This window comes from Anabaena sp. WFMT (genome assembly GCF_051781005.1).
GTDB lineage: Bacteria > Cyanobacteriota > Cyanobacteriia > Cyanobacteriales > Nostocaceae > Anabaena.
In genome coordinates, this window is record NZ_JBPWOA010000034.1 from 15,584 (window position 1) to 37,419 (window position 21,836).

The following is a 21,836-nucleotide window of genomic DNA, read 5'->3' on the forward strand; positions in this document are numbered from 1 at the left end:
TGTAACCTGTCACCCCTTAACGGTTCATCAGTTACTGATAGGGGAAAGGGAGCCATTAACCATTACCTATTACCCGTTACCCAGTGAGCATCTTTTATGGCAAGAACTTTTTCAATTCATCCTGATAATCCTCAAAACCGTCGAATAGATGAGATAAAGTTAGCGCTCTCTAGCGGCGCTATCATGCTCTACCCTACTGATACAGTTTATGCAATTGGTTGTGATTTGAATGCCAAGTCGGCGGTGGAAAGAGTGCGGCAAATCAAGCAGTTGGCAAATGATAAACCACTGACATTTCTATGTCCCTCGCTTTCTAATGTGGCGACTTATGCCTTCGTAAGTGATACAGCCTATCGGATGATGAAGCGATTGATACCAGGACCTTACACGTTTTTGCTACCTGCTACCAAGTTAGTGCCGCGACTGGTGCAAAGTCCCAAGCGGAAAACGACAGGAATTCGAGTACCAGATCACACCGTGTGTTTGTCATTGCTAGAAGCGTTAGGAAATCCAATTATTTCCACTTCGGCACATTTACCACCAAACGACATAGATGATGAAATAGTAGGAATAGATCCAGAATCTATTTTGTCTAGGGTTGAGCTATTTGACCGTTTGGATAACTTGGTGGACATAATTATAGACACAGGTGAAGAACCTACTTCTCTAGTGTCTACCATTTTAGACTTGACGGAAGAAGAACCAGTAATTACACGGAGGGGGTTAGGTTGGGAAGCAGCAGCAGCTTGGGTATAATAATTAATCCTTACAGATGCGACTTTCTGTTTCGGAAATTGTGATAAACATACTCCAGTTTTAAAATTGTCATACTCACATACGCTGGGATCGCGGAAAACGGGATGGCGGCAAATCTTGGTATTACCAGGTTTTGGATTTGTTTTAGCGCCCTCTCACAACCGATGTCTCAACTTTGATATAGTTGCTGATAAAAAAAGCGACACACTTGACAAGCCCTTAACTTTTGAAATTTACAGCAGTCTTATGTGTGAACAGTATAGACGGCGAGTCTTGATGGATAAATGCCAGCAAGATTTTCCTGTTATGACTGGCCTTAAGTACTGTGTCTGCGTTTTAGTTAAGGTGCAATACCAATTCCAGGAAAAGTCATGAAAGCTAACCTCGTCAATCTGCCAAATTCTACACCTGCTTTTGATAACGATGTTTCGACCGAAGACTTATCAGAGAGTAAATCTGATAGTTTAGTACAACTGCTCTGTCAGGAAATGCAGTCTCAGGTAAAAGCTTCTGTTGGATGTGTACAATCTGTAACAAAGCGTATAGCTAAAGAAGTAGAACGCATTTGTGATAAAAGCTCCCGCATTCAAACTTCTGGCCAAATCAGGTCTTGGCAGATTACTTTAGCAAGACACCGATTACAAAAGTGCCTGCGTTACTATCAATTGGGTTCAAAACAAGGAAGAGTGGAATTACATAGCAGTTTAGGTGCTATTGTTTATCGCCACGTTACGATCGCTGGTTCAGAGTTGGGTTTTGAAGCTCGTTACAATTTGATTGAAGATTTTCTCCAAGCTTTTTATATTGAAGCGATTAAGGCTTTTAGAAGAGAAAACGAGTTACCGGAAGATTACACACCGCGTACTCAGCTACAATTGGCTGAGTATATGGCGTTTACAGAGCAGTATGCTAAACGCCGCATTAATTTACCTGGTGGTGCTAATCAACAGTTGATTGTGTTACGCGCTCAAGGTTTTGCTCGTCGTCAACCCCAGGAAACGACTGTAGATATTGAGATGGCTGTTGATTCGGCTAAGACTGAAGAAGCAGAATCTTATCAACGCAATTTGGCGGTGCAGCAGATTAGGTCACAAATGGTTGCTAAAGCGACATTTGATCCTTCTGAGGAGTCGGAACGCGATCGCGTGATTACGGAATTGATGAAATATCTAGAGTCCCAAGGTCAAGCTGATTGCATGGATTATCTCTCTCTGAAACTCCAAGACCTCTCAGCCCCCGAAATTGACCAAATTCTCGGACTTACTAGCCGTCAGCGCGATTATTTGCAACAACGCTTTAAATATCATGTTGAGAAGTTTGCTAAACAACACCACTGGCAATTGGTACATCAATGGCTAGGTGCTGGTTTAGAACATAAGTTGGGTTTATCGTCCCAGCAGTGGGATACTTTTTGGAATCAACTTACAGAACAGCAACAACAAATCTTTAATTTAAAAACTGCTCATGAAAATGATCAAGCGATCGCAAAAGCTGTCCAATGTACCCCCAAACAGCTACAAAAGCGCTGGACTCAAATGTTAGAACTAGCATGGGCTATCCGCAATGGTCATGCTGAAGTTAAAACCGGCTGAACCCAAGCTGAAATTCCTAAATTTATCTGAATCCCTGATCCACCTTATACACCTGTTCTTACAAAACAAATATCTCCTCTATTTCTCCCCCAGTCACGGGAGAATTAGAGAATAAGGTAGGAAGTAACAATTTTAGATTTTAAATTTGCATAAATACATTTGTTTTGAAGTACAAAAGTACCATATTATTTTTACCCTTTCTGAGAAAAAATCAAAAATTTATACTCAACTAATTACCCTTTGTTACTGCTTTCATGGAATCCTAGAATAAGCAGGACTTTTAGCAGAGGGTTTGAGTATGACTATGACTCAAGGTGGAAAAGCAAATAAAGCTGGGAAAATTTTAGAAAGAACTGTAGAAGGGACTTTAGCCGGTCATGGATATATAGAAGTAAGTCATCAAAAACAAAAACAACGCCACGAATTACTGTTAAATAGTACAAGTTCACCTAAAAGATATGCAAGGCAAGTTTATATAGGGTTAGGAATTTATAGTACTAACATATATGTCGATTTTTATATAATTGGTTCAGTTGCAAATTCTTCCGGTTTAATTATTGAATGTAAATGGCAGAATAGTAGTGGTTCAGTTGATGAAAAGCTTCCTTATGTAAACTTGAATATACAGAACTCTTATCCAGTCCCTGCTATTGTTTTAATAGATGGCGGAGGTATGAAGCCAGGAGCAATTAACTGGTTAACAACACAAGTTAATACCAATAAAAATTTACTAGGTGTTTATGATTTGAGTTCATTTATTGCCTGGTCTAACACTAATCTTTAATAAGAAGTTACTAAAATTTCAGTAATTTTCCCACGTTTTTGAGCATTGGAATTAATTGATCTGGCTGCTGATATAGTACGAATATTGAAATTTCTATAAAGATCACGAATAAATTTGCAGTCTGAATTAGATAGCATAACTCTAACGCCACATTTAGATAATTTTACAAATATATCCTTTAATTCAACTTGCTGATTTTGGGAAAAAGAATAGCGACTATAACTAGTAAAACTGCTGGTGTCACTTATAGGATAATAAGGAGGATCAAAGAACACAAAATCATCACTACTTTTTGCATAATTTAACACTTGAGTAAAATCTGCTTGTTGGATATCAGCCATAGAAAGCGCTTTAGAGGCGACTCTCAGCAAATCTTCTTGACAAATACCAGGGTTTTTATATTTCCCTAAAGGCACATTAAACTTATTTTGAGAATTAACTCGATACAGACCATTAAAACAAGTTTTATTCAAATAAATAAACCGAGCAGCTTTTTCTAAATCTGTGCCTTCAGGATAGGCTCTTACATCATAATAATAATCTCTATCATGTCGTTCTTTATGTTTTTGTAACAGTTCAATTAATTCTTCAATATTATCTCTAACACAGCGATAAGTGATAATTAATTCGGCATTAATATCAGTTAAAACTGCCTTTGGTGGTTGCAGATGAAAAAAAACAGCCCCTCCACCTAAAAAGGGTTCATAGTAAGTCTTGTAATGCTGGGGAAAATAATCTTTATATTGCGGAATCAACCGATTTTTACCCCCAGCCCACTTTAAAAAGGGACGTGGGAAAGTTGCTTTGGGAATTTGACTTACCATTTACTTAATGATTAAACTAAAACTCGGCTCCTAATCAAAGCCAATATAACTAACGAATTATATTTTATATGAATTGAGCTATTTTCAGCATCATAGATTACAATTAGACTAAATAAGCACCTGAAAACAAACTTACATTTTATAACAAGGCAGTCTATATTCAAATGTTTGACGGATTTTGGGATAACGTCTTTCGCTACCCTCGGTACTTGATCACTATCGTCTTAGGTATTTTTCTGAATACCTTTGAGCCATTAATGCCATTGTTGAAACGCCCAATCACCTTAATTTCTCTTTTGGGCTTGTTTATAGGGAGTCTGTTTTTCCTAACGCTGACTCTCCGGGCTATGCTGGGCTTAGGTACAACCTAGCGTTATCCCCCCCTAATTTGCATCTATTCATGTCGTACAACCTCTGTGAGAAGGCGGAATTTTTATGGCTACAAATCGCCGCGTTTCCCGCGTTGCTGAATTAATTAAACGGGAAGTTAGCCAAATGCTACTCAACGGTATTAAGGATGACCGTGTGGGTACAGGTATGGTAAGTGTTACCGATGTGGATGTTTCCGGTGACTTGCAACACGCCAAAATCTTCGTCAGTATTTATGGGACAGAGGAAGCTAAGGCAGAAACTATGGCAGGTTTAAAGTCAGCGACTGGTTATGTTCGCAGTGAGTTGGGTGCTAGAGTCAGGCTACGTCGCACGCCAGAAGTTATATTTGTCGAAGATGATTCTCTCGAACGAGGTACTAAATTGCTGAGTTTATTGAACCAACTCAAGCAAGATCGTCCACCAGAAGGAACTGACGCTGATAACCAGGAATTGACTGATGAGTAACAAGCGCTAAGTAACAAATAGTACCAAATAATTAAGGAAACACCAAAAAATAAATTATTCAAAAATTGTAGTTTTTTATTTGGATGTTCCTTGAACAAATCAGAACCTGGCTAAAGTCCAGGTTTTTGGCGTTTGAGGTCAGTTTACAGAACTTATGTTTATCAAACCAGGAGTCATTAGGACTGACGCAAGTGTCACATTTAATATCTTTTACAGGTGCGTCAGACCTATAAATTGCTTATTATCAACAGATTTACGATATCTGACGCACCCTACAAAGCTGTTTAAGAAAACATAGCTTTCCAGATTAAAAAATTGTTAACAGATAGGTTGCTGCAAAACTTAGTAGTGTAACTTAACTATTGGAATTTGCAACAGTTTATACTTCATTTTTGCTTATGGGTAATTTATTTTTCCTAGAAAAAATCATTACAGCACGGCTAGAAAGAGTTTGCGCTGGGCATTAATCATACTAGTAAGATTTTATACTATGGAAGTTATTTCTAACTGCTAAATTGTAGCTATAGGCATATAGATATTAAAGTGTTAAACCTGTTGAATAGTAGTCACACCGAATTCTCAGTCAGTTTAGTTAATCTCATTGGGATTCATAATATAAAGCGGAGTAAATATTAATGTTAGGATTCATTGACAAACTTAACATTTCTTTAGATAATTTATAGGTCTGTAGCGTCAAAATGATAATAGTTCCGTATAGCAAACTACAAAACCTAGCCACAGGTCTAATTATTGCCATTTTTGTTCCTGATTAAGATTGGGAACACTATCTAATTGTAAATTTGTGAGTAAAAACAATGAGTGTGAATACGGTGCCTTCTATCAATTACTACTCTCTAGATGTAATTCAGGACGAAGCACGCCAACTGGTACAAAGAGGAATGTTGAGCCGTCAGCAACCAATATATACGCTCTGCCAATACATCCCAGCGAGAGAGTGGGTTTGTGTTGAATGTGAGTTAGAGAAATGTGACTTTTTATTGCGCGATCGCATTGGTGATTTGATTGGTCGTGAAGAATGGGATAACGACTAATCAATCTTGAGTTGATGATTTTGGTCAGGCTAGACAGTCTTAATGGGTTTTCATCCAGTTAAGCGATTGCTTCCCTTTGGGTTTCGTAATTGCGCCCAAAGGGATTGGGTGTTAGTTTTTTATTCTAGATTTACGCAATATCTAAAAGTCGATCAATCTAAATAATTAGTCATTGTTTTATTTATACTTGTCCAGATTTCAGAAATCTGGGCAAGTATTTTTTAGCTTACTTGTTCTAAGTACTGGTTAATATCCTCAATCATGCGAGTGAGTTCAGTTTCTGTAGTTACACGAATGTTGATATTGCGAATAGTCAGCAAAACTTTGGCTGCAAAGGGTGTAGGCCAAATATTGGGGTTACAAAAAACTTCTAAAAAGACTTCACCAGTATAGCGATACTCTAGGGAAGGTTGGGGCTTAACTTTACCACCACCTGGGGTGGGTTTAGCAGCAACAGCTTTCAGACTCACCATTAATTCAGCTATTGCTGCTTTTAATTCTTGTGCTGCTTGGGCTGAAAAACTAAAGGAAACGGAACCTTGACCCAGGTTCAATGTCAGAGGGGTAGAAGACATAGCGCTTTGTGATGACAACTTCTTGGTAATTACTTATCTTACCGGATGGGGTAGTGCGGAGATGGTAAAAAAAATAATTTTCCGTTTAATTCAAAAAGCAGATCCTAAAACTGAAAATGATTTTTACTATTAATGATAATTATAGTCTATTGGCAGTCACCATAATACATAAATATATAGATATGTTAGCTAATTTTTATTTAAAATAAATCTCAATAAAATTGTCTAAAAATTAGAGTTAGTCAAGAGACTTATTCCTTACAGTATAGGACTTTGATAAATTTTATTTGTGTTAATTGGTGCGTTAGGTTTTACAGTAGAAGTCATAGAACTTGAGATTATAAATTTATGACTTACGATCACCGCGCTGAAGTAAGAAAAGTTTTAATAATTACTCTACTCCTCAATTTGTTTGTGATGGGATTGAAAGCATTTGTAGGGTACTCAACAGGTTCTCTCAGTCTGTTGGCTGATGCATTACATAGTGTGACGGATAGTGCTAACAATGTTTTAGGATTGTTTGCGAGTCATTTTTCTTCCCCATATCCAGACAGAGAACATCCCTATGGACATCATAAATTTGAAGCAGTGGGAGCTTTAGGAATAGCAGCTTTTTTAGGAATAGCCTGTTTTGAAATTCTCCAAGGAGCGGTGGAGAGAATTCTCAAAGGTGGTGAGCCGGTGAAAGTATCAACATCGGAATTGTGGATATTGCTGGTTGTGTTGGGGGTAAATATTTTTGTGGCGTTTTATGAACGTAATGTTGGTAAGAGGGTGGGTAGTTCAATTTTAATTGCTGATGCTACTCATACAATGAGTGATGTTTGGGTGACTATCTCAGTAATTGGTGGTTTGATTGGTATTTGGTGGCTTGATTTTCAATGGTTAGATGTGGTGTTAGCTTTTCCAGTGGCTTTGTTGGTATTTTGGAGTGGTTGGTCAGTTTTAAAAGAAAATTTACCTTCGTTAGTAGATGAGATGGCGATCGCACCTGAAGCAATTCATGCGATCGCACTTTCTGTTTCTGGAGTGATAAATTGCCATGATATTGCTTCTCGTGGTATTCTCGGTCGTCAAGTCTTTATAGAAATGCATTTAATAGTAGATGCACCAGATGTAGAAACTGCTCACCGGATTACCGAAGAAGTAGAAAGCCAACTAGAACAACGCTTTAGTCCAGTCAGGATTTTAATTCACGTTGAACCACCAGCATACAAATCTGAAAATATTAGCTTTGAACCGATAGCAAAACAGATCGATTCTCAAGGTTAATTGTAAGAAAATGTGACTAATTTGGCGATAATTTCCACTAATTCATCTGGTTCGACAGGTTTAGCTACATGAGTCTGAAAGCCAGCTTGTAAGGCGCAAATTCGATCCTCACTATCTGCATAAGCAGTTAAAGCTACAGCCGGAATTCTTCCACCTTCATTTGCTTTGAGCGATCGCACTTGGCGGATTAAAGCATAGCCATCTTCATCAGGCATAGCAATATCACAGATCAAAGCATCAGGTTTAAACTTGGTTAGCATTTCTAAAGCTGCTGCTGCTGAAGAAACCGCTGTAACAACTGCTCCATCTGCTTCTAAGACGGTAGCAACGTAAAAGCGACTATCTTCATCATCATCAACTACGAGAATGCGTAAGCGAGCAAGAGGGAGATTGGCTGGCATAACATCTCTATTAGTGTTAGAAATTAGCAAGAAGAATCCTCAATCAGAGCTTTTTGTCCTATCCTCATTCACCACACCAGAAATAATTCTACTGTGAGAAAGGTAATTTTTTACTGTTGATTAATTTGGTTTATCTAATAGTAAAATCGAGCATTATGAATAATCTACTGGAAAATTGGGCAAATATTTATTATTTTGAATTATTATTTTATTACTTTTCTCTATAAAATAGAAGTACAACCATTCACTTAACTTTACAAAAATACACTTTTTGTATAATAGTTAAAATTAGGCTTTTAGGCTAAAATTTAGAAATTTTTCCAGAACTTCTAACTGATTTTCATAGATATTCACAGTCTATTTTAGAACCAATGATTAAATCTGTCTATAAAATAGTAAGAGTAGAGAAACGAACATCTATTGATAGATAATCATCACTTTATATATTTAGCAGTTGAGTAGAATATCCCGGAAGTGATCACAGTAAAGTTGTAACTTTCAAGCAAGATACTTACCCTCATTAAGGACTTACAAATGTAAGAATTCAGGAGTCAGGAGTCAGGAGAAAGAAGAAGAATATTTTTCTTTTCTGTTAAGAGTTCCCGGCTATATCAAACATTCTGTATCCTGAATCCTTACTTACAAATAAAAAATCTCCAATTTGTAGGTCGGGTGAGGATAAGTACCTGGACAGAATTAATTACACAATGTCATTGCGAATGGAACGAAGTGGAATGACGCAATCGCAGGGGCTGGGATTGCTGATGCCTCCGGCACGCTACGCGAACGCTTCGCTCGCAATGACTGTAAATATTTTTGTCCAATTACTTAGTAGTCCGTAACCCCCGATAAACTTAAGGAATAATGGTGGTTGGCTGCGTTTAAGCGTGGAGTAAACCATCCTACAATTTTTAGGTAATTTATTGTTTGGTATTCCTGTAGACAAATTAAATTTCCTCTAATAAAACTCAAAAAATAATTCGTGATCATAACTCAGAAATTGAAATTATCAATTATGAATATTAACAATACTAGTAATGATGTCAAAATTGATTTAACAAGCTGTGAAAAAGAAGCGATACATACACCTGGATTGATTCAGCCTCATGGAGTTATTTTATCTTTTAAAAAACCAGAATTAACTATTTTACAAATTAGCGATAATACATTTAATATTCTGGGAATACAGCCAGATAAATTGTTGAATCAAAATTTGAATCAACTACTTGAACCTGAGCAAATTAATTTATTATTAGATTCCTTAGAGCAGGAAAACTTGGAATTTGGTAATCCCCTGGAATTTAATATCAGAGTGAATCAAAAAAATGTATATTTTGATGGAATTGTTCATCGCTACCAAGAAAATTTTATTTTAGAATTAGAGCCTACTTTATCAGAAAAGAGTAATAAATTTTTTAAATTTTATCCCTTAATAAAGTTGGCTATATCCAAGCTACGAGGAGCAGCTACCGTTACTCAATTAAGCCGAGTTATTGCTCAGGAAATCAAAAGAATTACTGACTTTGATCGAGTAATGGTTTATAAATTTGATGATAATTGGAATGGTGTAGTAATTACTGAAGAAAAATCAGAAAACCTCACATCTTATTTAGGTTTACATTACCCAGCTTCTGATATTCCCCCACAAGCTAGACAACTCTACATTCAAAACTGGCTCAGACTTATACCAGATATTAATTATCAACCTGCGGTAATTATACCTACAAATAACCCATTAAATCAACAACCTTTAGATTTAAGTAATGCAGTACTCAGAAGTGTTTCACCGCTACATATTGAATATTTGCAAAATATGGGTGTGATAGCATCAATGTCAATTTCTATTATCAAAAATAAAAAATTGTGGGGACTGATTGCTTGTCATCATCAATCACCTAAATACTTACCCTATGAAATTCGCCATGTATGTGAATTTTTAGGACAAATGACATCTTTAGAATTGGGTGCTAAAGAAGATAGTGAAGATACTGGATATAAATTGCAGTTAAAATCTATCCAATCTAAATTAGTAGAATATATGTCAGCAGAAAAAAAATTTATTCAAGGTTTAATTAACCATCAACCCAATTTACTTAATCTTGTAGATGCTGAAGGAGCAGCAGTCTATTTTGATGGTGAATATATTACTGTTGGTAAAACTCCTGAAATACAAGAAATTCATAATTTAGTGACATGGATTACTAAAAATTTGCATGACGAAATTTTTTACACTGATGGACTATCACAAGTTTATCCAGCAGCAGAAAAATTTGGAAATATCGCTAGTGGTTTAATGGTAATTTCTATTGACAAAAGCCAGAAAAATTATGTTCTGTGGTTTCGTCCAGAAGTTTTGCAAACTGTAAATTGGGGAGGCAATCCCAATAAAGCTGTAGAAGTAACAGTAAATGGGGATTTGCGCTTATCACCCCGTAAATCTTTTGATTTATGGAAAGAAACAGTACAGTTAAAGTCGCTTCCTTGGCAATCCTGTGAAGTGAATGCAGCGCTGGAGTTGAGAAATGCTATTATCAGTGTGATATTGCGAAAAGTAGATGAGCTTGCACAGATAAATATAGAATTGGAGCGCAGCAATAGTGAATTAGATGCTTTTGCGTATATTGCATCCCATGATTTAAAAGAACCACTGCGCGGGATTCATAATTATTCTAATTTTTTGATAGAAGATTATGGTAACACCCTGGATGAAGAGGGTAAGACTAAATTAAAAACCTTAGTGCGCTTGACTCAGCGTATGGAAGATTTAATTGATTCATTACTGCATTTTTCTCGCTTAGGAAGGGTAGACCTTTCTATGCAGAAAACAAACCTCAATCATCTTCTATCTCAGACTTTAGATTTATTGAGCGCACGAATTGAAGAGATAGGAATAGAAATTCGTATTCCTCAACCGCTACCAACAGTTTATTGCGATCGCATTCAAATTGGAGAAGTATTTAATAATCTGATTGCTAATGCCATTAAATACAATAACAAAGATGATCAATGGATTGAAATTGGATATTTGCATCGTCATGAAACATTTATATTCTATGTCAAAGATAACGGTATTGGCATAAAAGATAAACATTTTGAATCTATTTTTCGCATCTTTAAAAGACTGCACAGTCCCAATAAATTTGGTGGTGGTATGGGAGCAGGACTAACAATTACTAAAAAAATTATAGAGCGACATGGAGGTAAAATCTGGGTAGAGTCAACCTATGGTGAAGGTAGTACTTTCTATTTCACATTACAGGTAGGAGAAATTTAATGTAAGAATTCAGGAGATGCTACGCAGACCTCTTCGGTTCAGAATATTTGTGAAATCAGGATTAGAGAAAAGCGGTATTTTATTAAAATTATCAAATTTGACTCAAAAAGCTGTTATTATTCTGATTTTTGTATTCTCTATTCTGAATGCTTATAATTTAATTAAGGAGTTTTTTAATTCAGAAGAAAATTTTAAACCCCACTTAATACGAAGCAGAGATTTCCGGCTTAGGAATATTTTATGAAACAGCCATTAGCTAAATGCACCTTTTGTCAAAAATCAGCACTATTGTTAGTAATTGAAGATAGTGATGAAGATTTTGAAGCTTTTAGTAGAGTCATAAATCAACAAGGAGTTATCAATCCCATCGTCCGTTGTACTGATGGTGAAGATGCTCTAGATTACCTGTATCATGATGGTATTTATAATGATTCTCAAACTTCTCCTCGTCCATCAATTATTTTACTTGATTTGAATTTACCAGGAACTGATGGTAGAGAAGTTTTACAACAAATTAAACAGGATGAAAATTTAAAAATTATTCCTGTAATTGTATTTACTACGTCTTCTAATCCCAAGGATATTGAAATATGTTATCAAAACTCTGTTGCTAGTTATATGTTGAAACCAATCGACATCAAAAAATTAATCAAAACAATTCAAAGCTTTATCAATTATTGGTTAGATATCGTCATCCTTCCTGATATTGGAAGTAATTAGTTATGGTGCAACCGCTAACTGTTTTAATTGTCGATGATTCTTCTGAAGATCGCCAGACTTATCGCCGCTATCTGCTACAAGATAAAGAATATAGCTACACAATTATCGAAGAAGAATCAGGTGATGCCGCGTTGGCTTTATGTCAGCAGTTTCACCCTGATGGCATCTTATTAGATTTTAAGCTGCCTGATTTAGATGGGCTGGAATTTATAGCAGGATTAAAACAGCAGGCTCCAAGAATGATGCCAGCAATAATTATGTTAACAGGTTATGGTAACGAAGATATTGCTGTCCAAGCGATGAAAAATGGTGTACAAGATTATTTGGTGAAAGGACGAACAACAGCCGATTTGTTATGCTCTACTATCCACGCAGCAATTAAAAATTCTCACCTAACTCAAGAACTACAAAGGACTGAGGATCGGTTTCAGACATCTGTAGAAAATCTACTGGACTGTTTTGGTATTTACTCAGCTATTCGTAATGAGAAAGGCGAAATAATAGATTTTCGGATTGATTATGTAAATGCCGCAGCTTGTGAATGTCACGGCATGACAAAGGGAGAGCAATTGGGTCAAAGTCTCTGTGAAATTTTCCCTGCTTATCGAGAAAGTGGTTTATTTAATGAGTATTGCCAAGTACTGGAAATAGGTAAACCTTTAGTTAAAGAATCACAGCAATTTATATGTGCTGATAAACAAGAGCAATCACATAGAGCTTTTGATTTTCGCATCACTAAAATGGAAGATGGCTGTGTTGTTTCATGGCAAGATGTGACTGAAAAAAAACAGGCAGAAGAACAGTTAAGGCAAAGTCAGCAGTTTATTGAAAGCATTACCGAAGCGACTCCAGGGATGTTGTATGTTTACGATTTAGTTGCAGAACGGAATATCTATATTAATAGTCAGGTTAAGGAACTGTTGGGTTATACACCTCAACAAATTCAGAATATGAGTATAGAGGATATAGCCCAGTTAATACATCCTGATGATATTGCTCCAATTTTAGAGATGTATCCACAATTTAATTTAGTCCAGGATGGCGAAATTCTCAAAACTGAATTGCGAATGCGGCACCTCAATGGTGAATGGCGCTGGTTTTGCTGTCGATATGTGGTGTTTGCGAGAAATGCTAATGGTTCTCCTTGTCAGTTTCTCGGTTCAGCAATTGATATTAGTGAGAGTAAATTAACTGAAGAGGCATTACGTCAAAGTGAAGCTAAATTTCGCCGAATTGTAGAATCTAATGTAGTTGGTATTTACTTTGGGGACTTCCGGGGGCAAATTTTTGAAGCTAACGATGCCTTTTTGAAAATGTTTGGCTATACCCATGAGGAATTAGCTAATGGAAGTATCCGTTGGGATATGATGACACCTTCAGAATACCAAACCTTGGACGAGCAGAAAATTCAAGAGCTGCGAACTTTGGGAATTTGCACTCCCTTTGAGAAGGAATATTTTTGCAAAAATGGGACTCGTGTGCCAATTCTTTTAGGAATTGCGTTGATAGAAGGTAGAGAACAAGATGGTTATAGTGCCTGCTTTGTTCTTGATTTGACTGAGCGTAAACAGGCTGAAGAGGCATTGCGCCAAAGTGAGGAATCATACCGTTACTTATCTGATGCTATACCTCAACTTGTGTGGATAGCTAATACTGAGGGTGAATGTGTTCATGTTAATCAACAGTGGCTGGAATATACAGGACAAAGGATTGAGACGGTGATGGGGTTCGGCTGGGCAAAATATGTGCATCCAGATGATCTGCAAATTACTATGCAGGCTTTGTTAAAGGGTGTTCAGACTGGAGAACCTTATGAATGTGAAAAGCGCCTGAGAAGATATGACGGTGTTTATCGCTGGCATTTAGTCAGAGGTGTACCTATCAAAAATGAGTTGGGACAGATTGTGAAGTGGTTTGGTACGAGTACAGATATTGAAGATCGCAAGCAATTGGAAGTAGAACGTGTGCAACTTTTACGTCTGGAACAAGCTGCGCGTCTTGAAGCTGAGACAGCTAACCAAATAAAAGATGACTTTGTGGCGATGGTGTCTCATGATTTGCGATCGCCACTCAATGCTATTTTAGGCTGGGCATCCATACTGCGAACTCGGTCTGTAGATACACAAACTTTCAACCGTGCTTTAGAAACCATTGAACGCAATGCTCACTCCCAAGCGAAACTTTTGGAAGATTTGCTCAATATCTCCCGTATTCTTCGGGGGAAGCTACATCTAGAACTCCGTCAAGTGAATCTGGTGTCTATTGTCCTGGCAGCTATTGAAACTGCTTATCCGGCTGCAAATGCTAATAATATCTTTCTAGAATCTATTATTGATGAGTCTATTGAACCCATTATGGGTGATGAAAATCGCTTGCTACAAGTTTTAGGAAATTTACTCTCCAACGCTATTAAGTTCACGTCCTCAGGTGGCAGAGTAAAAGTGAATCTGTCACAAGTTAATGATCAGGTCAAAAAACTCAAATATGCTCAAATTACGGTTAGTGATACAGGGATTGGCATCAGTTCAGAGTATTTACCGTTTGTATTTGAACGCTATTACCAAGGTGATAGCCTAACTCATACCGTAGATAATCGCACTCACAAACAAGGTGGTTTAGGATTGGGTTTAGCGATCGCTCGTCATTTAGTAGAATTACACGGTGGCACCATTCAAGCCACCAGTCCCGGTGTAGGTAAAGGCGCTATTTTCACCATTAAATTACCTGTTTAGAGACTTCCAAATAAAAAAATATCCCAACATTTCTTGTGGTGCAGGCCGAAAAGCCTGCTAAGAATAGAAGGACGGGCAGGATGCCCATCCCACAAGATTGGATCATCTTTTTTGTGGAGTTCTCTTAGGAACTGGGAATTGGGAAGTATAAAAAGGTGAATTTTCTCCCCCTGCTCCCTGCTCCCTGCTCCCTGCCCCCTGCCTTTTACTCCCACTCAATAGTTCCAGGTGGTTTAGAAGTGATGTCATAAACCACGCGGTTAACGCCTTTCACTTCATTGACAATCCTGGTAGAAATTGCTTCTAGGACATCATAAGGTACACGCGCCCAATCGGCTGTCATGCCATCTTCACTGGTGACAATCCGCAAAACAATGGGGTAGGCGTAGGTACGTTTATCACCCATGACACCCACACTGCGAATTGGTAGTAATACAGCAAAAGCTTGCCACACTTCGTTATACATTCCCCGCTGATTGATTTCTTGACGGACAATTAAATCTGCATCGCGTAAAATATTTAACCGTTCGGATGTGACTTCACCTAAAATGCGAATTGCTAAACCTGGTCCTGGGAAAGGTTGGCGTTGGACAATTTCTTCTGGTAAACCAATGGAACGTCCTACTTTGCGAACTTCATCTTTAAAGAGTTTTCGCAATGGTTCTACCAGTTTGAATCTGAGGTCTTTGGGTAAACCACCAACATTGTGATGACTCTTAATTTTCACTGCTACCCGTTCACCAGTTTTGGGGTCAACATTTGTATCAGCGGATTCGATCACATCAGGATAGAGAGTACCTTGAGCTAAGTAATCAAAATGTCCCAGATTTTTGGATGTTTCTTCAAAGACGCGAATAAATTCATGTCCAATGCGGCGGCGTTTTTCTTCGGGATCTGTGACACCGGCAATTGCAGCGATGAAGCGATCGCGTGCCATAACATATTCTACTGGAATATGAAACTGTTCTTGGAATAACTTCAGTAATCGTTCTGGCTCTAATTTACGCATAAAGCCTTGATCGATAAACACACAAGTTAGCTGTTCACCAATGGCTTTATACAGCAAAAATGCCAGGGTGGAAGAATCTACACCGCCGGAAAGAGCTAATAATACTCGTTTATCGCCTACTCTGGCGCGAATTTCCCGAATTGATTCTTCTACAAAAGCTGCTGTTGTCCAAGTGGGTTCACAGTCGCAGATGTGGTAGACAAAGTTGCGAATTAATGCTATGCCACCAAGGGAATGTACGACTTCTGGATGGAACTGTACACCGTAAAGTTTCTTTTCATGGTCAGCAATAGCAGCACAGGGAGTATTTTCTGTATGTGCTAGTAATTCAAATCCCGGTGGCATTTTTTGGACTGAATCTCCATGACTCATCCACATTGTTGTTCCATCTTCAACATTAGTCAGCAAGTCTGTGGGGTCATCTATATATAAAGATGCTTTCCCATATTCACCTCGTTCAGCTTTGGTAACATTTCCACCCAGCTGATTGACCATCAATTGCATCCCATAGCATACGCCTAAAATGGGGATTCCCAAATTCCAGATTTCTGGGTCACAATGGGGAGCATGATCAGCATATACTGAATTTGGTCCACCAGATAAGATAATCCCTTTAGGATTTAGTTGGCGTAAATGTTCCGCTGTGGTGCGATAAGAAAATACTTCAGAGTATACTTGAGTCTCGCGGATACGACGAGCTATTAGTTCAGAATATTGAGATCCAAAGTCTAAAATTACAATAATTTGGCGATTAAGCTGCCTCAAACCTTCTTGTGTTTGAGGTGCTTGTTCGGTTGGTAGAGTCACCGCTGTATTCATGATGGAGAGAGTGTGTCTTTAAGGATAAATCGGTCTAATGTAAGAATTCAGGAGTCAGGAGTCAGCCCTTCGACTTCGCTCAGGGCAAGGAGTCAGGAGTCAGAATGCTTATGAAATCAGGAATAGAGAGAAGTTATATTTTCTCAAAATCATCAAAGTTGACCCAAAAAGCTTTTATTCTCTTGACTTATGTATTCTCTATCCTGAATACTTACGTCTAATTTCACATGATCACCATTTTTGGCTTTTTTAGGCTAATAATGGTCGAAAAAACCTAATAGATAGACGCGACTCTTGCCGCGTCTGTTTAGCTGATTAATTTGGCTTCGTAAATTAAAAGCAAAAAATCACTCTAAAGATAGGTAATCAAACAAATTAATTATTTGGTTTATTTATGTTAATTCATAATAAGTTAGCATAATTTTCCCACTAACATACAACCAGTTTTACTTTGAACGATAATTTGGCGATCGCGATCAAAGAGAATTGAACCACAGACTGTTGTGGCTGTAACCCTTTCACTGTGGCTGTTAATATATTCTTGGCAACGTGTATCAATGGTTTCGGCAATGGTGCTATACACCTGATTTACCCAATTAGTACCAGTATTTTGGTCAAGCGATCGCAAATGCTTTAATGCAGCTTCAGCGGTGGGGCTATGAAACACTGTTTGGATATCTGAAGATTGTAAACCCAGTAATGCACAGTGTGCTGCTAAAATCTCCCGTCGGCCATCGGCTAAGTGATGATGGGTGTGAAAAATTCCCCCTGCCAGTTTCATCAGTTTACCGTGATAACCAAACAGTAAAATTTCTTTAACACCTAAAATATCAGCTTCTACTAACATTGGCCCTAACCAGTTAGCCGTTTTCACCAATTGTTGAGAATTTATCCCTAGTTTTCGCGCTAAATCTAAGCCATTTTCCCCAATGCAAAAAACGAGAGTTTCAAATTGACTAGCTTTGTCTTTCAACTCGTTGCGGAAAGCTGTGAGTTGATCTGGTGTACTCAAAGGTTGAGAAATACCTGTTGTTCCTAAGAGAGAAAGTCCTTCTACCACACCAAAAGCAGGGTTGGAAGTTCTCATGGCGAGCGATCGCCCTTCTGGTAAAATAATCGTGACTATGATTTTCTCACCAGGTGCTAATAGTCGTTGCAAATTCTCTGTTAACAACCTCTGAGCATAAGCATAAATCGCGGCGTTCCCTTCACCATTAAGCTGCTTACCAATCCCCTCTCCCCCCTTAATAATTACGTTTTCCCCTTCTCCCTTAAACCATTCAACCATTGCCCACATTGGTGTATTTCTAGTCAAATCCAAATTATCACCCGGATCACTGCGGGTAATTGCCAAAGCCGTATTTTCAGATATTCCTGCTACTTGTTCAATTGGTATTTCTACTATTTCGGCTGGTTCAATCAAATCCACGGATGTTACAGTCAAAGATTGACGATGACGTAACCAATGTAAAGCCGCAACAGCAGCAGCACAAGCAAATACAGGAAGCGTGTATCCAGAACGGGACATAATTAGGGAGTCAGCCCTTCGACTTCTCTCAGGGCAAGGATTTAGGATTTAGGAGGAAAAACAGGATTTAGAATAATCTAGAACTTGAAAAAGTGTTTACCAATTACCAATTCTAAACATCCACTTCTAATAACAAAACTTGCATATCTTCCCAAGATATTCCTTGTTGAATATAACGAGGTGATTCAGGATTGTAAGGACTAGCTATGCGGTCAATACTCAGAATTATTGCTTCATCTGGCAATACAGGTATATCTGGATCAGAGGCAGTTGGACGCATTAGAGAGCTAGAAAAGCCCTTGAAGACGGCTATTTTATCTTGCTCATCATTCAAGTCTATCGTGATGATGAGGACTTCTTGAGGGCGTTTGATAGTGTACTGTTCTAGCCGCTTACCAATGGAATTATTCATCAATAGAAAACTGTGTAACTTAGTTGGTTATCTGAGATGAAGTATTAACTTGAAAACTTAATACTTCATTCGTAAGAATTCAGGATACAGAATTCTGAATTTGCAATTTTAGATTGTGTAATCCAAAATCCAAAATTCTCCTGACTCCTTGCCCTGAGCGTTCACGTAGTGTGTCGAAGACAAGCCGATAGCGTAGCGTGGCGTATGACTCCTACGTCGTCACGCAAGCTATAGCCATAGGGCTGACTCCTGACTTCTGAATTCTTTTTATTGTGTAGCAGAACGCCCATGTTTGCCTAACTTAATCGTCACAAATATGCCTAGATAAATCACATAAATTACTAAAGCCAGTACGCCTAAAAAGCCTAGAAATGCAGGTTTACTATTATAGTGGAAGTAGTCTTTAAACATTAAAGGTGCTTCAGTCCAAACGCTACAGAATGGTTTCTTTAATGCGTTTTCTGAAAAAGCACAACCTAAAAATGGTACAAATGTGATTGCTCCTAAAATGCAATAAATCGACATTGCCCAGCGCCAAGATGTGAAAATCAATTTCAGCAGACTATTCGGTTGATAATCAATTTCATCGTTGATATCCACCCAAAACCAGAGCGAAATTGGAATGAGAATACGAGCTATTAAGCCAGAGACAAAACTGACTGCCAAGCCACCAATCATCAAGTAAATTGTGATTGCCAATAGACTTGCTACTCGCCAGTAAATCATTAATAAGCGTTGTATCGCTTCTGATTTTTGTACAAATGCCCAGATCAGGAGAATCAGGGGAATAATTAAAGCAAATAATAATGCTAATCTATAATCCATCCAAACGTAAGGGCGAAACCAAGGTTGTGGCATAACTTTTGTTAGTTGCTAAATGATAAATTTATTTATCTGAATTGTTTAATTAAGTATTTCAGCACAATTAAACATAAGTATGTGAAACAAAAATTAATGATATGCAAATTTTCTTTTCTTCTGCCTCCTGTCTATTTACGCTAGGGTGAATAAATTTAGATGCATAAGTTCTATAGTTTGCTATCTATTAGGCAAAAAAGCAAGCAACACATACATCTGTAGCTGATATTTTGCACTGACCGATAAAGTTATCAGGAAGAATTTAGGAACTCAGCCTAATTTATAATCACTTCAGCATACCCAGAATAACGAAGATTTTTATGGGGTTTTCGGGGTTTTAGCTGAGGTTTTCGCCTCTCTCTGTATAACTTGCTCTTTTTTCCAACTTAGATATTATTCAAGGGGAAGTGTGAGCTTGATATGGGAGTAGACTGAAGGTGCAAGATATTCAGTTGATAGATATTGGTTGCTTGCCTACTAAACTAGAAGAAAAGGGGTGAACTTAATTTCTAGTCTTCGTAAATTTTGCATTCATCAGCATCTGGATTAGCATCACAGTATTTCTCTAAAGAGTTTTTTGGCTTACTTTGACGCTGGTGGGAAGCTTCAGCTTGTAGTTCTTCAACTGCATCCCAAGCAGCAGCACACTCTGCGGAGTTACCACCTGAAATATCACAGACAGTACGCGCTTGCTCAATTTCTTCTTGGATCTGTTCTTGGATGTTGGTTTTTTCTTGGATATTGGTCATTGGGTTAGTCTCGTTATGTGTTGTTTATACTAGTGTAGAAAAAAAATCAAAAATTGTAGTAGTTTTTGCCTATTACTCGCTTACTATTCTAACCACTGAGTTGATCTGTTAGTATTGGAATCTAATCAACGATAACTAATACAGCAAATTACCTCATCTGTAGTTTATTCCTCCCTATGTTTTAAGATTTTGTGGTGTCAGTACTACAGAAAAACAATAATACAATATATTTAAATGGATATATTAGGCAGTAACCGCCCCAGTTAGCTGCCTGTGATTGACAGGGTAATAAGGGGTATACAAAGGGCTGGTGGTCAACTCTTGTAGGATGGAATTTCCCTGGATAGCACAAACTACTAGCCTCAACACAGAGAGAAGCCCAGAACTCATGGCAGACCAAATGCAGTGGGCGAATGCCCTATCAACCCATCATTCTTTGGAAGCAGCTGTTGCAGATGTGGTACAACAAGCTGTCTCGTCTTTAACAGCGCCTGCAAATCTAGGACTGGTATTCATTTCGTCTGCTTTTACGAGTGAGTATTCCCGACTTTTGCCGTTGTTGGCGGAAAAACTTTCAGTACCTGTGCTGATTGGATGTAGTGCTGCGGGTGTAATTGGTACGACATCGAAAAGCCAAACGCAAGAAGTAGAAGCAGAACCAGCCCTTAGCTTAATTTTGGCTCATTTACCAGGGGTGAATCTTCAAGCTTTTCATGTTCTAGCTGACCAATTACCTGATTTGGATAGTTCACCAGATGCTTGGATTAATTTACTCGGTGTGCCAGCATCACCTGTACCCCAGTTTATTTTGTTGTCTAGTGCCTTTTCGTCGGGAACGAATGATCTGTTGCAGGGGTTAGATTTTGCTTATCCTGGTTCGGTGGTTGTGGGTGGACAAGCTAGTGGGGGATTTGTGAGCGATCGCATTGCTCTATTTTGTAATAATCGTCTGTATCGTCAAGGTACGGTAGGTTTGGCTTTGAGTGGCGATATTGTGCTAGAAACAATTGTCGCTCAAGGATGCAGGCCTATTGGGGAACCATTACAAGTTACCAAAGCTGAACGGAATATTATTTTGGAGTTGGATGAAAAAGTACCTTTGGTGGTGCTGCGAGATTTAATTAGTAATCTCAGTGAACAAGAGAAGATGCTGGCACAGCATTCTCTATTTGTGGGTTTAGCAATGAATGAGTTTAAGCTGTCTTTAAAGCAGGGAGATTTTCTCATTCGCAATTTACTGGGAGTAGATCCATCCGCTGGTGCGATCGCAATAGGCGATCGCGTTCGTCCCGGTCAAAGGCTACAATTTCACCTCCGTGATGCTCAAGCATCCGCTGAAGACCTAGAATTTCTCTTACAAGAATATCAAGACCAAAGCAGCAATGAATCCTCTCCCTCAGTAGCTTTGATGTTTAGTTGTGTGGGACGTGGTGCGGGACTCTACGGTAAATCGAATTTTGATTCTGAGTTATTTAAGCGTTACCTCCATGACATCCCGATGGGAGGCTGTTTCTGTGGTGGTGAAATCGGACCGGTTAGCGGCAGAACTTTCCTTCACGGTTACACTTCAGTTTTTGCAATTTGCCGAGGGAAGAGGGAGGCAGAGGGCAGGTGACAGAAGGCAGGGGGCAGGGGGCAGAAG

At 38.2% G+C, this 21,836-nt stretch carries 19 protein-coding genes; 11 read left to right on the plus strand and 8 right to left on the minus strand.

The genetic code is table 11. The features are described from left to right. Positions 1 to 96 precede the first annotated feature (96 nt). From ACSQ6I_RS22600 to ACSQ6I_RS22610, 3 genes are all read left to right on the plus strand, one after another. A complete protein-coding gene (locus tag ACSQ6I_RS22600; RefSeq protein ID WP_438892510.1) occupies positions 97 to 756 on the plus strand; it encodes an L-threonylcarbamoyladenylate synthase in 660 nt (219 codons plus the stop codon). A 371-nt stretch (positions 757 to 1,127) separates the two neighbouring features. Then, on the plus strand, positions 1,128 to 2,348 hold the full coding sequence (locus ACSQ6I_RS22605; protein ID WP_438892511.1) for a HetZ-related protein: 1,221 nt from the start codon (positions 1,128 to 1,130) through the stop codon (positions 2,346 to 2,348). A 304-nt stretch (positions 2,349 to 2,652) separates the two neighbouring features. Next, positions 2,653 to 3,132 (plus strand): PD-(D/E)XK nuclease superfamily protein, encoded by a 480-nt coding sequence (locus ACSQ6I_RS22610; RefSeq protein ID WP_438892637.1) that lies wholly within the window; start codon positions 2,653 to 2,655, stop codon positions 3,130 to 3,132. Here ACSQ6I_RS22610 and ACSQ6I_RS22615 read toward each other — a convergent pair. Beyond that, entirely contained in the window at positions 3,129 to 3,956 is an 828-nt protein-coding gene (locus ACSQ6I_RS22615; protein ID WP_438892512.1) for a DNA adenine methylase, read from the minus strand. The genes ACSQ6I_RS22610 and ACSQ6I_RS22615 overlap by 4 nt on opposite strands. A 164-nt stretch (positions 3,957 to 4,120) precedes the next feature. Between ACSQ6I_RS22615 and ACSQ6I_RS22620 the strand changes: the two genes are divergently transcribed. The 3 genes from ACSQ6I_RS22620 (at position 4,121) to ACSQ6I_RS22630 (ending at position 5,845) form a co-directional block, all read left to right on the plus strand. Then, positions 4,121 to 4,327, plus strand: a complete 207-nt coding sequence (locus ACSQ6I_RS22620) for a DUF751 family protein (RefSeq protein WP_015216116.1) — start codon at positions 4,121 to 4,123, stop codon at positions 4,325 to 4,327. A gap of 64 nt (positions 4,328 to 4,391) precedes the next feature. Then, positions 4,392 to 4,793, plus strand: coding sequence for a 30S ribosome-binding factor RbfA (gene rbfA, locus ACSQ6I_RS22625; protein ID WP_438892513.1), 402 nt, complete (start codon positions 4,392 to 4,394; stop codon positions 4,791 to 4,793). Between the two features lie 815 nt (positions 4,794 to 5,608). Further along, the gene (locus ACSQ6I_RS22630) at positions 5,609 to 5,845 is read left to right on the plus strand and encodes a DUF4327 family protein (RefSeq protein ID WP_015216113.1); all 237 of its coding nucleotides are present in this window, start codon (positions 5,609 to 5,611) and stop codon (positions 5,843 to 5,845) included. Between the two features lie 221 nt (positions 5,846 to 6,066). On the opposite strand, the gene ACSQ6I_RS22635 is transcribed toward ACSQ6I_RS22630, so the two are convergent. Beyond that, on the minus strand, positions 6,067 to 6,420 hold the full coding sequence (locus tag ACSQ6I_RS22635) for a hypothetical protein (RefSeq protein WP_438892514.1): 354 nt from the start codon (positions 6,418 to 6,420) through the stop codon (positions 6,067 to 6,069). Positions 6,421 to 6,768: 348 nt separating this feature from the next. Here ACSQ6I_RS22635 and ACSQ6I_RS22640 point away from each other — a divergent pair, with 348 nt between their 5' ends. Then, positions 6,769 to 7,692 carry a cation diffusion facilitator family transporter gene (locus ACSQ6I_RS22640; RefSeq protein WP_438892515.1) on the plus strand — a complete coding sequence of 308 codons (924 nt, stop codon included), beginning with the start codon at positions 6,769 to 6,771 and terminating at the stop codon, positions 7,690 to 7,692. On the opposite strand, the gene ACSQ6I_RS22645 is transcribed toward ACSQ6I_RS22640, so the two are convergent. Further along, entirely contained in the window at positions 7,689 to 8,093 is a 405-nt protein-coding gene (locus ACSQ6I_RS22645) for a response regulator (RefSeq protein ID WP_438892516.1), read from the minus strand. The genes ACSQ6I_RS22640 and ACSQ6I_RS22645 overlap by 4 nt on opposite strands. Positions 8,094 to 9,108: 1,015 nt before the next feature. Between ACSQ6I_RS22645 and ACSQ6I_RS22650 the strand changes: the two genes are divergently transcribed. From ACSQ6I_RS22650 to ACSQ6I_RS22660, 3 genes are all read left to right on the plus strand, one after another. Then, positions 9,109 to 11,367 carry an ATP-binding protein gene (locus ACSQ6I_RS22650; protein ID WP_438892517.1) on the plus strand — a complete coding sequence of 753 codons (2,259 nt, stop codon included), beginning with the start codon at positions 9,109 to 9,111 and terminating at the stop codon, positions 11,365 to 11,367. A 240-nt stretch (positions 11,368 to 11,607) separates the two neighbouring features. After that, positions 11,608 to 12,087, plus strand: a complete 480-nt coding sequence (locus ACSQ6I_RS22655; RefSeq protein ID WP_438892518.1) for a response regulator — start codon at positions 11,608 to 11,610, stop codon at positions 12,085 to 12,087. A gap of 2 nt (positions 12,088 to 12,089) precedes the next feature. Continuing rightward, positions 12,090 to 14,819, plus strand: a complete 2,730-nt coding sequence (locus ACSQ6I_RS22660) for a PAS domain S-box protein (protein ID WP_438892519.1) — start codon at positions 12,090 to 12,092, stop codon at positions 14,817 to 14,819. A gap of 205 nt (positions 14,820 to 15,024) precedes the next feature. Here ACSQ6I_RS22660 and guaA read toward each other — a convergent pair whose 3' ends face one another. From guaA to ACSQ6I_RS22685, 5 genes are all read right to left on the minus strand, one after another. After that, complete coding sequence (guaA, locus tag ACSQ6I_RS22665; protein ID WP_438892520.1) at positions 15,025 to 16,647, minus strand: glutamine-hydrolyzing GMP synthase; 1,623 nt, start codon at positions 16,645 to 16,647, stop codon at positions 15,025 to 15,027. A 412-nt stretch (positions 16,648 to 17,059) separates the two neighbouring features. Further along, positions 17,060 to 18,175, minus strand: coding sequence for a cobalt-precorrin-5B (C(1))-methyltransferase CbiD (gene cbiD, locus ACSQ6I_RS22670; protein ID WP_438892521.1), 1,116 nt, complete (start codon positions 18,173 to 18,175; stop codon positions 17,060 to 17,062). Between the two features lie 112 nt (positions 18,176 to 18,287). Next, positions 18,288 to 18,587 carry a DUF7734 family protein gene (locus ACSQ6I_RS22675; protein WP_438892522.1) on the minus strand — a complete coding sequence of 100 codons (300 nt, stop codon included), beginning with the start codon at positions 18,585 to 18,587 and terminating at the stop codon, positions 18,288 to 18,290. Positions 18,588 to 18,854: 267 nt separating this feature from the next. Then, complete coding sequence (locus ACSQ6I_RS22680) at positions 18,855 to 19,445, minus strand: DUF3177 family protein (protein WP_438892523.1); 591 nt, start codon at positions 19,443 to 19,445, stop codon at positions 18,855 to 18,857. Positions 19,446 to 19,954: 509 nt separating this feature from the next. Beyond that, the gene (locus ACSQ6I_RS22685) at positions 19,955 to 20,194 is read right to left on the minus strand and encodes a Calvin cycle protein CP12 (RefSeq protein WP_438892524.1); all 240 of its coding nucleotides are present in this window, start codon (positions 20,192 to 20,194) and stop codon (positions 19,955 to 19,957) included. A 388-nt stretch (positions 20,195 to 20,582) separates the two neighbouring features. Between ACSQ6I_RS22685 and ACSQ6I_RS22690 the strand changes: the two genes are divergently transcribed. Beyond that, positions 20,583 to 21,809 carry an FIST signal transduction protein gene (locus tag ACSQ6I_RS22690; protein ID WP_438892638.1) on the plus strand — a complete coding sequence of 409 codons (1,227 nt, stop codon included), beginning with the start codon at positions 20,583 to 20,585 and terminating at the stop codon, positions 21,807 to 21,809. Positions 21,810 to 21,836 lie beyond the last annotated feature (27 nt).

What these genes read in the sequence shown, in the direction of transcription:
- ACSQ6I_RS22655 (WP_438892518.1), top strand. Translation starts at nt 11,608, where the DNA reads ATGAAACAGCCATTAGCTAAATGCACCTTTTGTCAAAAATCAGCACTA.
- ACSQ6I_RS22615 (WP_438892512.1), bottom strand. Translation starts at nt 3,956, where the DNA reads ATGGTAAGTCAAATTCCCAAAGCAACTTTCCCACGTCCCTTTTTAAAG.
- ACSQ6I_RS22645 (WP_438892516.1), bottom strand. Translation starts at nt 8,093, where the DNA reads ATGCCAGCCAATCTCCCTCTTGCTCGCTTACGCATTCTCGTAGTTGAT.
- ACSQ6I_RS22650 (WP_438892517.1), top strand. Translation starts at nt 9,109, where the DNA reads ATGAATATTAACAATACTAGTAATGATGTCAAAATTGATTTAACAAGC.
- ACSQ6I_RS22605 (WP_438892511.1), top strand. Translation starts at nt 1,128, where the DNA reads ATGAAAGCTAACCTCGTCAATCTGCCAAATTCTACACCTGCTTTTGAT.
- ACSQ6I_RS22675 (WP_438892522.1), bottom strand. Translation starts at nt 18,587, where the DNA reads ATGAATAATTCCATTGGTAAGCGGCTAGAACAGTACACTATCAAACGC.
- cbiD (WP_438892521.1), bottom strand. Translation starts at nt 18,175, where the DNA reads ATGTCCCGTTCTGGATACACGCTTCCTGTATTTGCTTGTGCTGCTGCT.
- ACSQ6I_RS22660 (WP_438892519.1), top strand. Translation starts at nt 12,090, where the DNA reads ATGGTGCAACCGCTAACTGTTTTAATTGTCGATGATTCTTCTGAAGAT.
- ACSQ6I_RS22680 (WP_438892523.1), bottom strand. Translation starts at nt 19,445, where the DNA reads ATGCCACAACCTTGGTTTCGCCCTTACGTTTGGATGGATTATAGATTA.
- ACSQ6I_RS22630 (WP_015216113.1), top strand. Translation starts at nt 5,609, where the DNA reads ATGAGTGTGAATACGGTGCCTTCTATCAATTACTACTCTCTAGATGTA.
- rbfA (WP_438892513.1), top strand. Translation starts at nt 4,392, where the DNA reads ATGGCTACAAATCGCCGCGTTTCCCGCGTTGCTGAATTAATTAAACGG.
- ACSQ6I_RS22610 (WP_438892637.1), top strand. Translation starts at nt 2,653, where the DNA reads ATGACTCAAGGTGGAAAAGCAAATAAAGCTGGGAAAATTTTAGAAAGA.
- ACSQ6I_RS22600 (WP_438892510.1), top strand. Translation starts at nt 97, where the DNA reads ATGGCAAGAACTTTTTCAATTCATCCTGATAATCCTCAAAACCGTCGA.
- ACSQ6I_RS22640 (WP_438892515.1), top strand. Translation starts at nt 6,769, where the DNA reads ATGACTTACGATCACCGCGCTGAAGTAAGAAAAGTTTTAATAATTACT.
- guaA (WP_438892520.1), bottom strand. Translation starts at nt 16,647, where the DNA reads ATGAATACAGCGGTGACTCTACCAACCGAACAAGCACCTCAAACACAA.
- ACSQ6I_RS22690 (WP_438892638.1), top strand. Translation starts at nt 20,583, where the DNA reads ATGGCAGACCAAATGCAGTGGGCGAATGCCCTATCAACCCATCATTCT.
- ACSQ6I_RS22685 (WP_438892524.1), bottom strand. Translation starts at nt 20,194, where the DNA reads ATGACCAATATCCAAGAAAAAACCAACATCCAAGAACAGATCCAAGAA.
- ACSQ6I_RS22635 (WP_438892514.1), bottom strand. Translation starts at nt 6,420, where the DNA reads ATGTCTTCTACCCCTCTGACATTGAACCTGGGTCAAGGTTCCGTTTCC.
- ACSQ6I_RS22620 (WP_015216116.1), top strand. Translation starts at nt 4,121, where the DNA reads ATGTTTGACGGATTTTGGGATAACGTCTTTCGCTACCCTCGGTACTTG.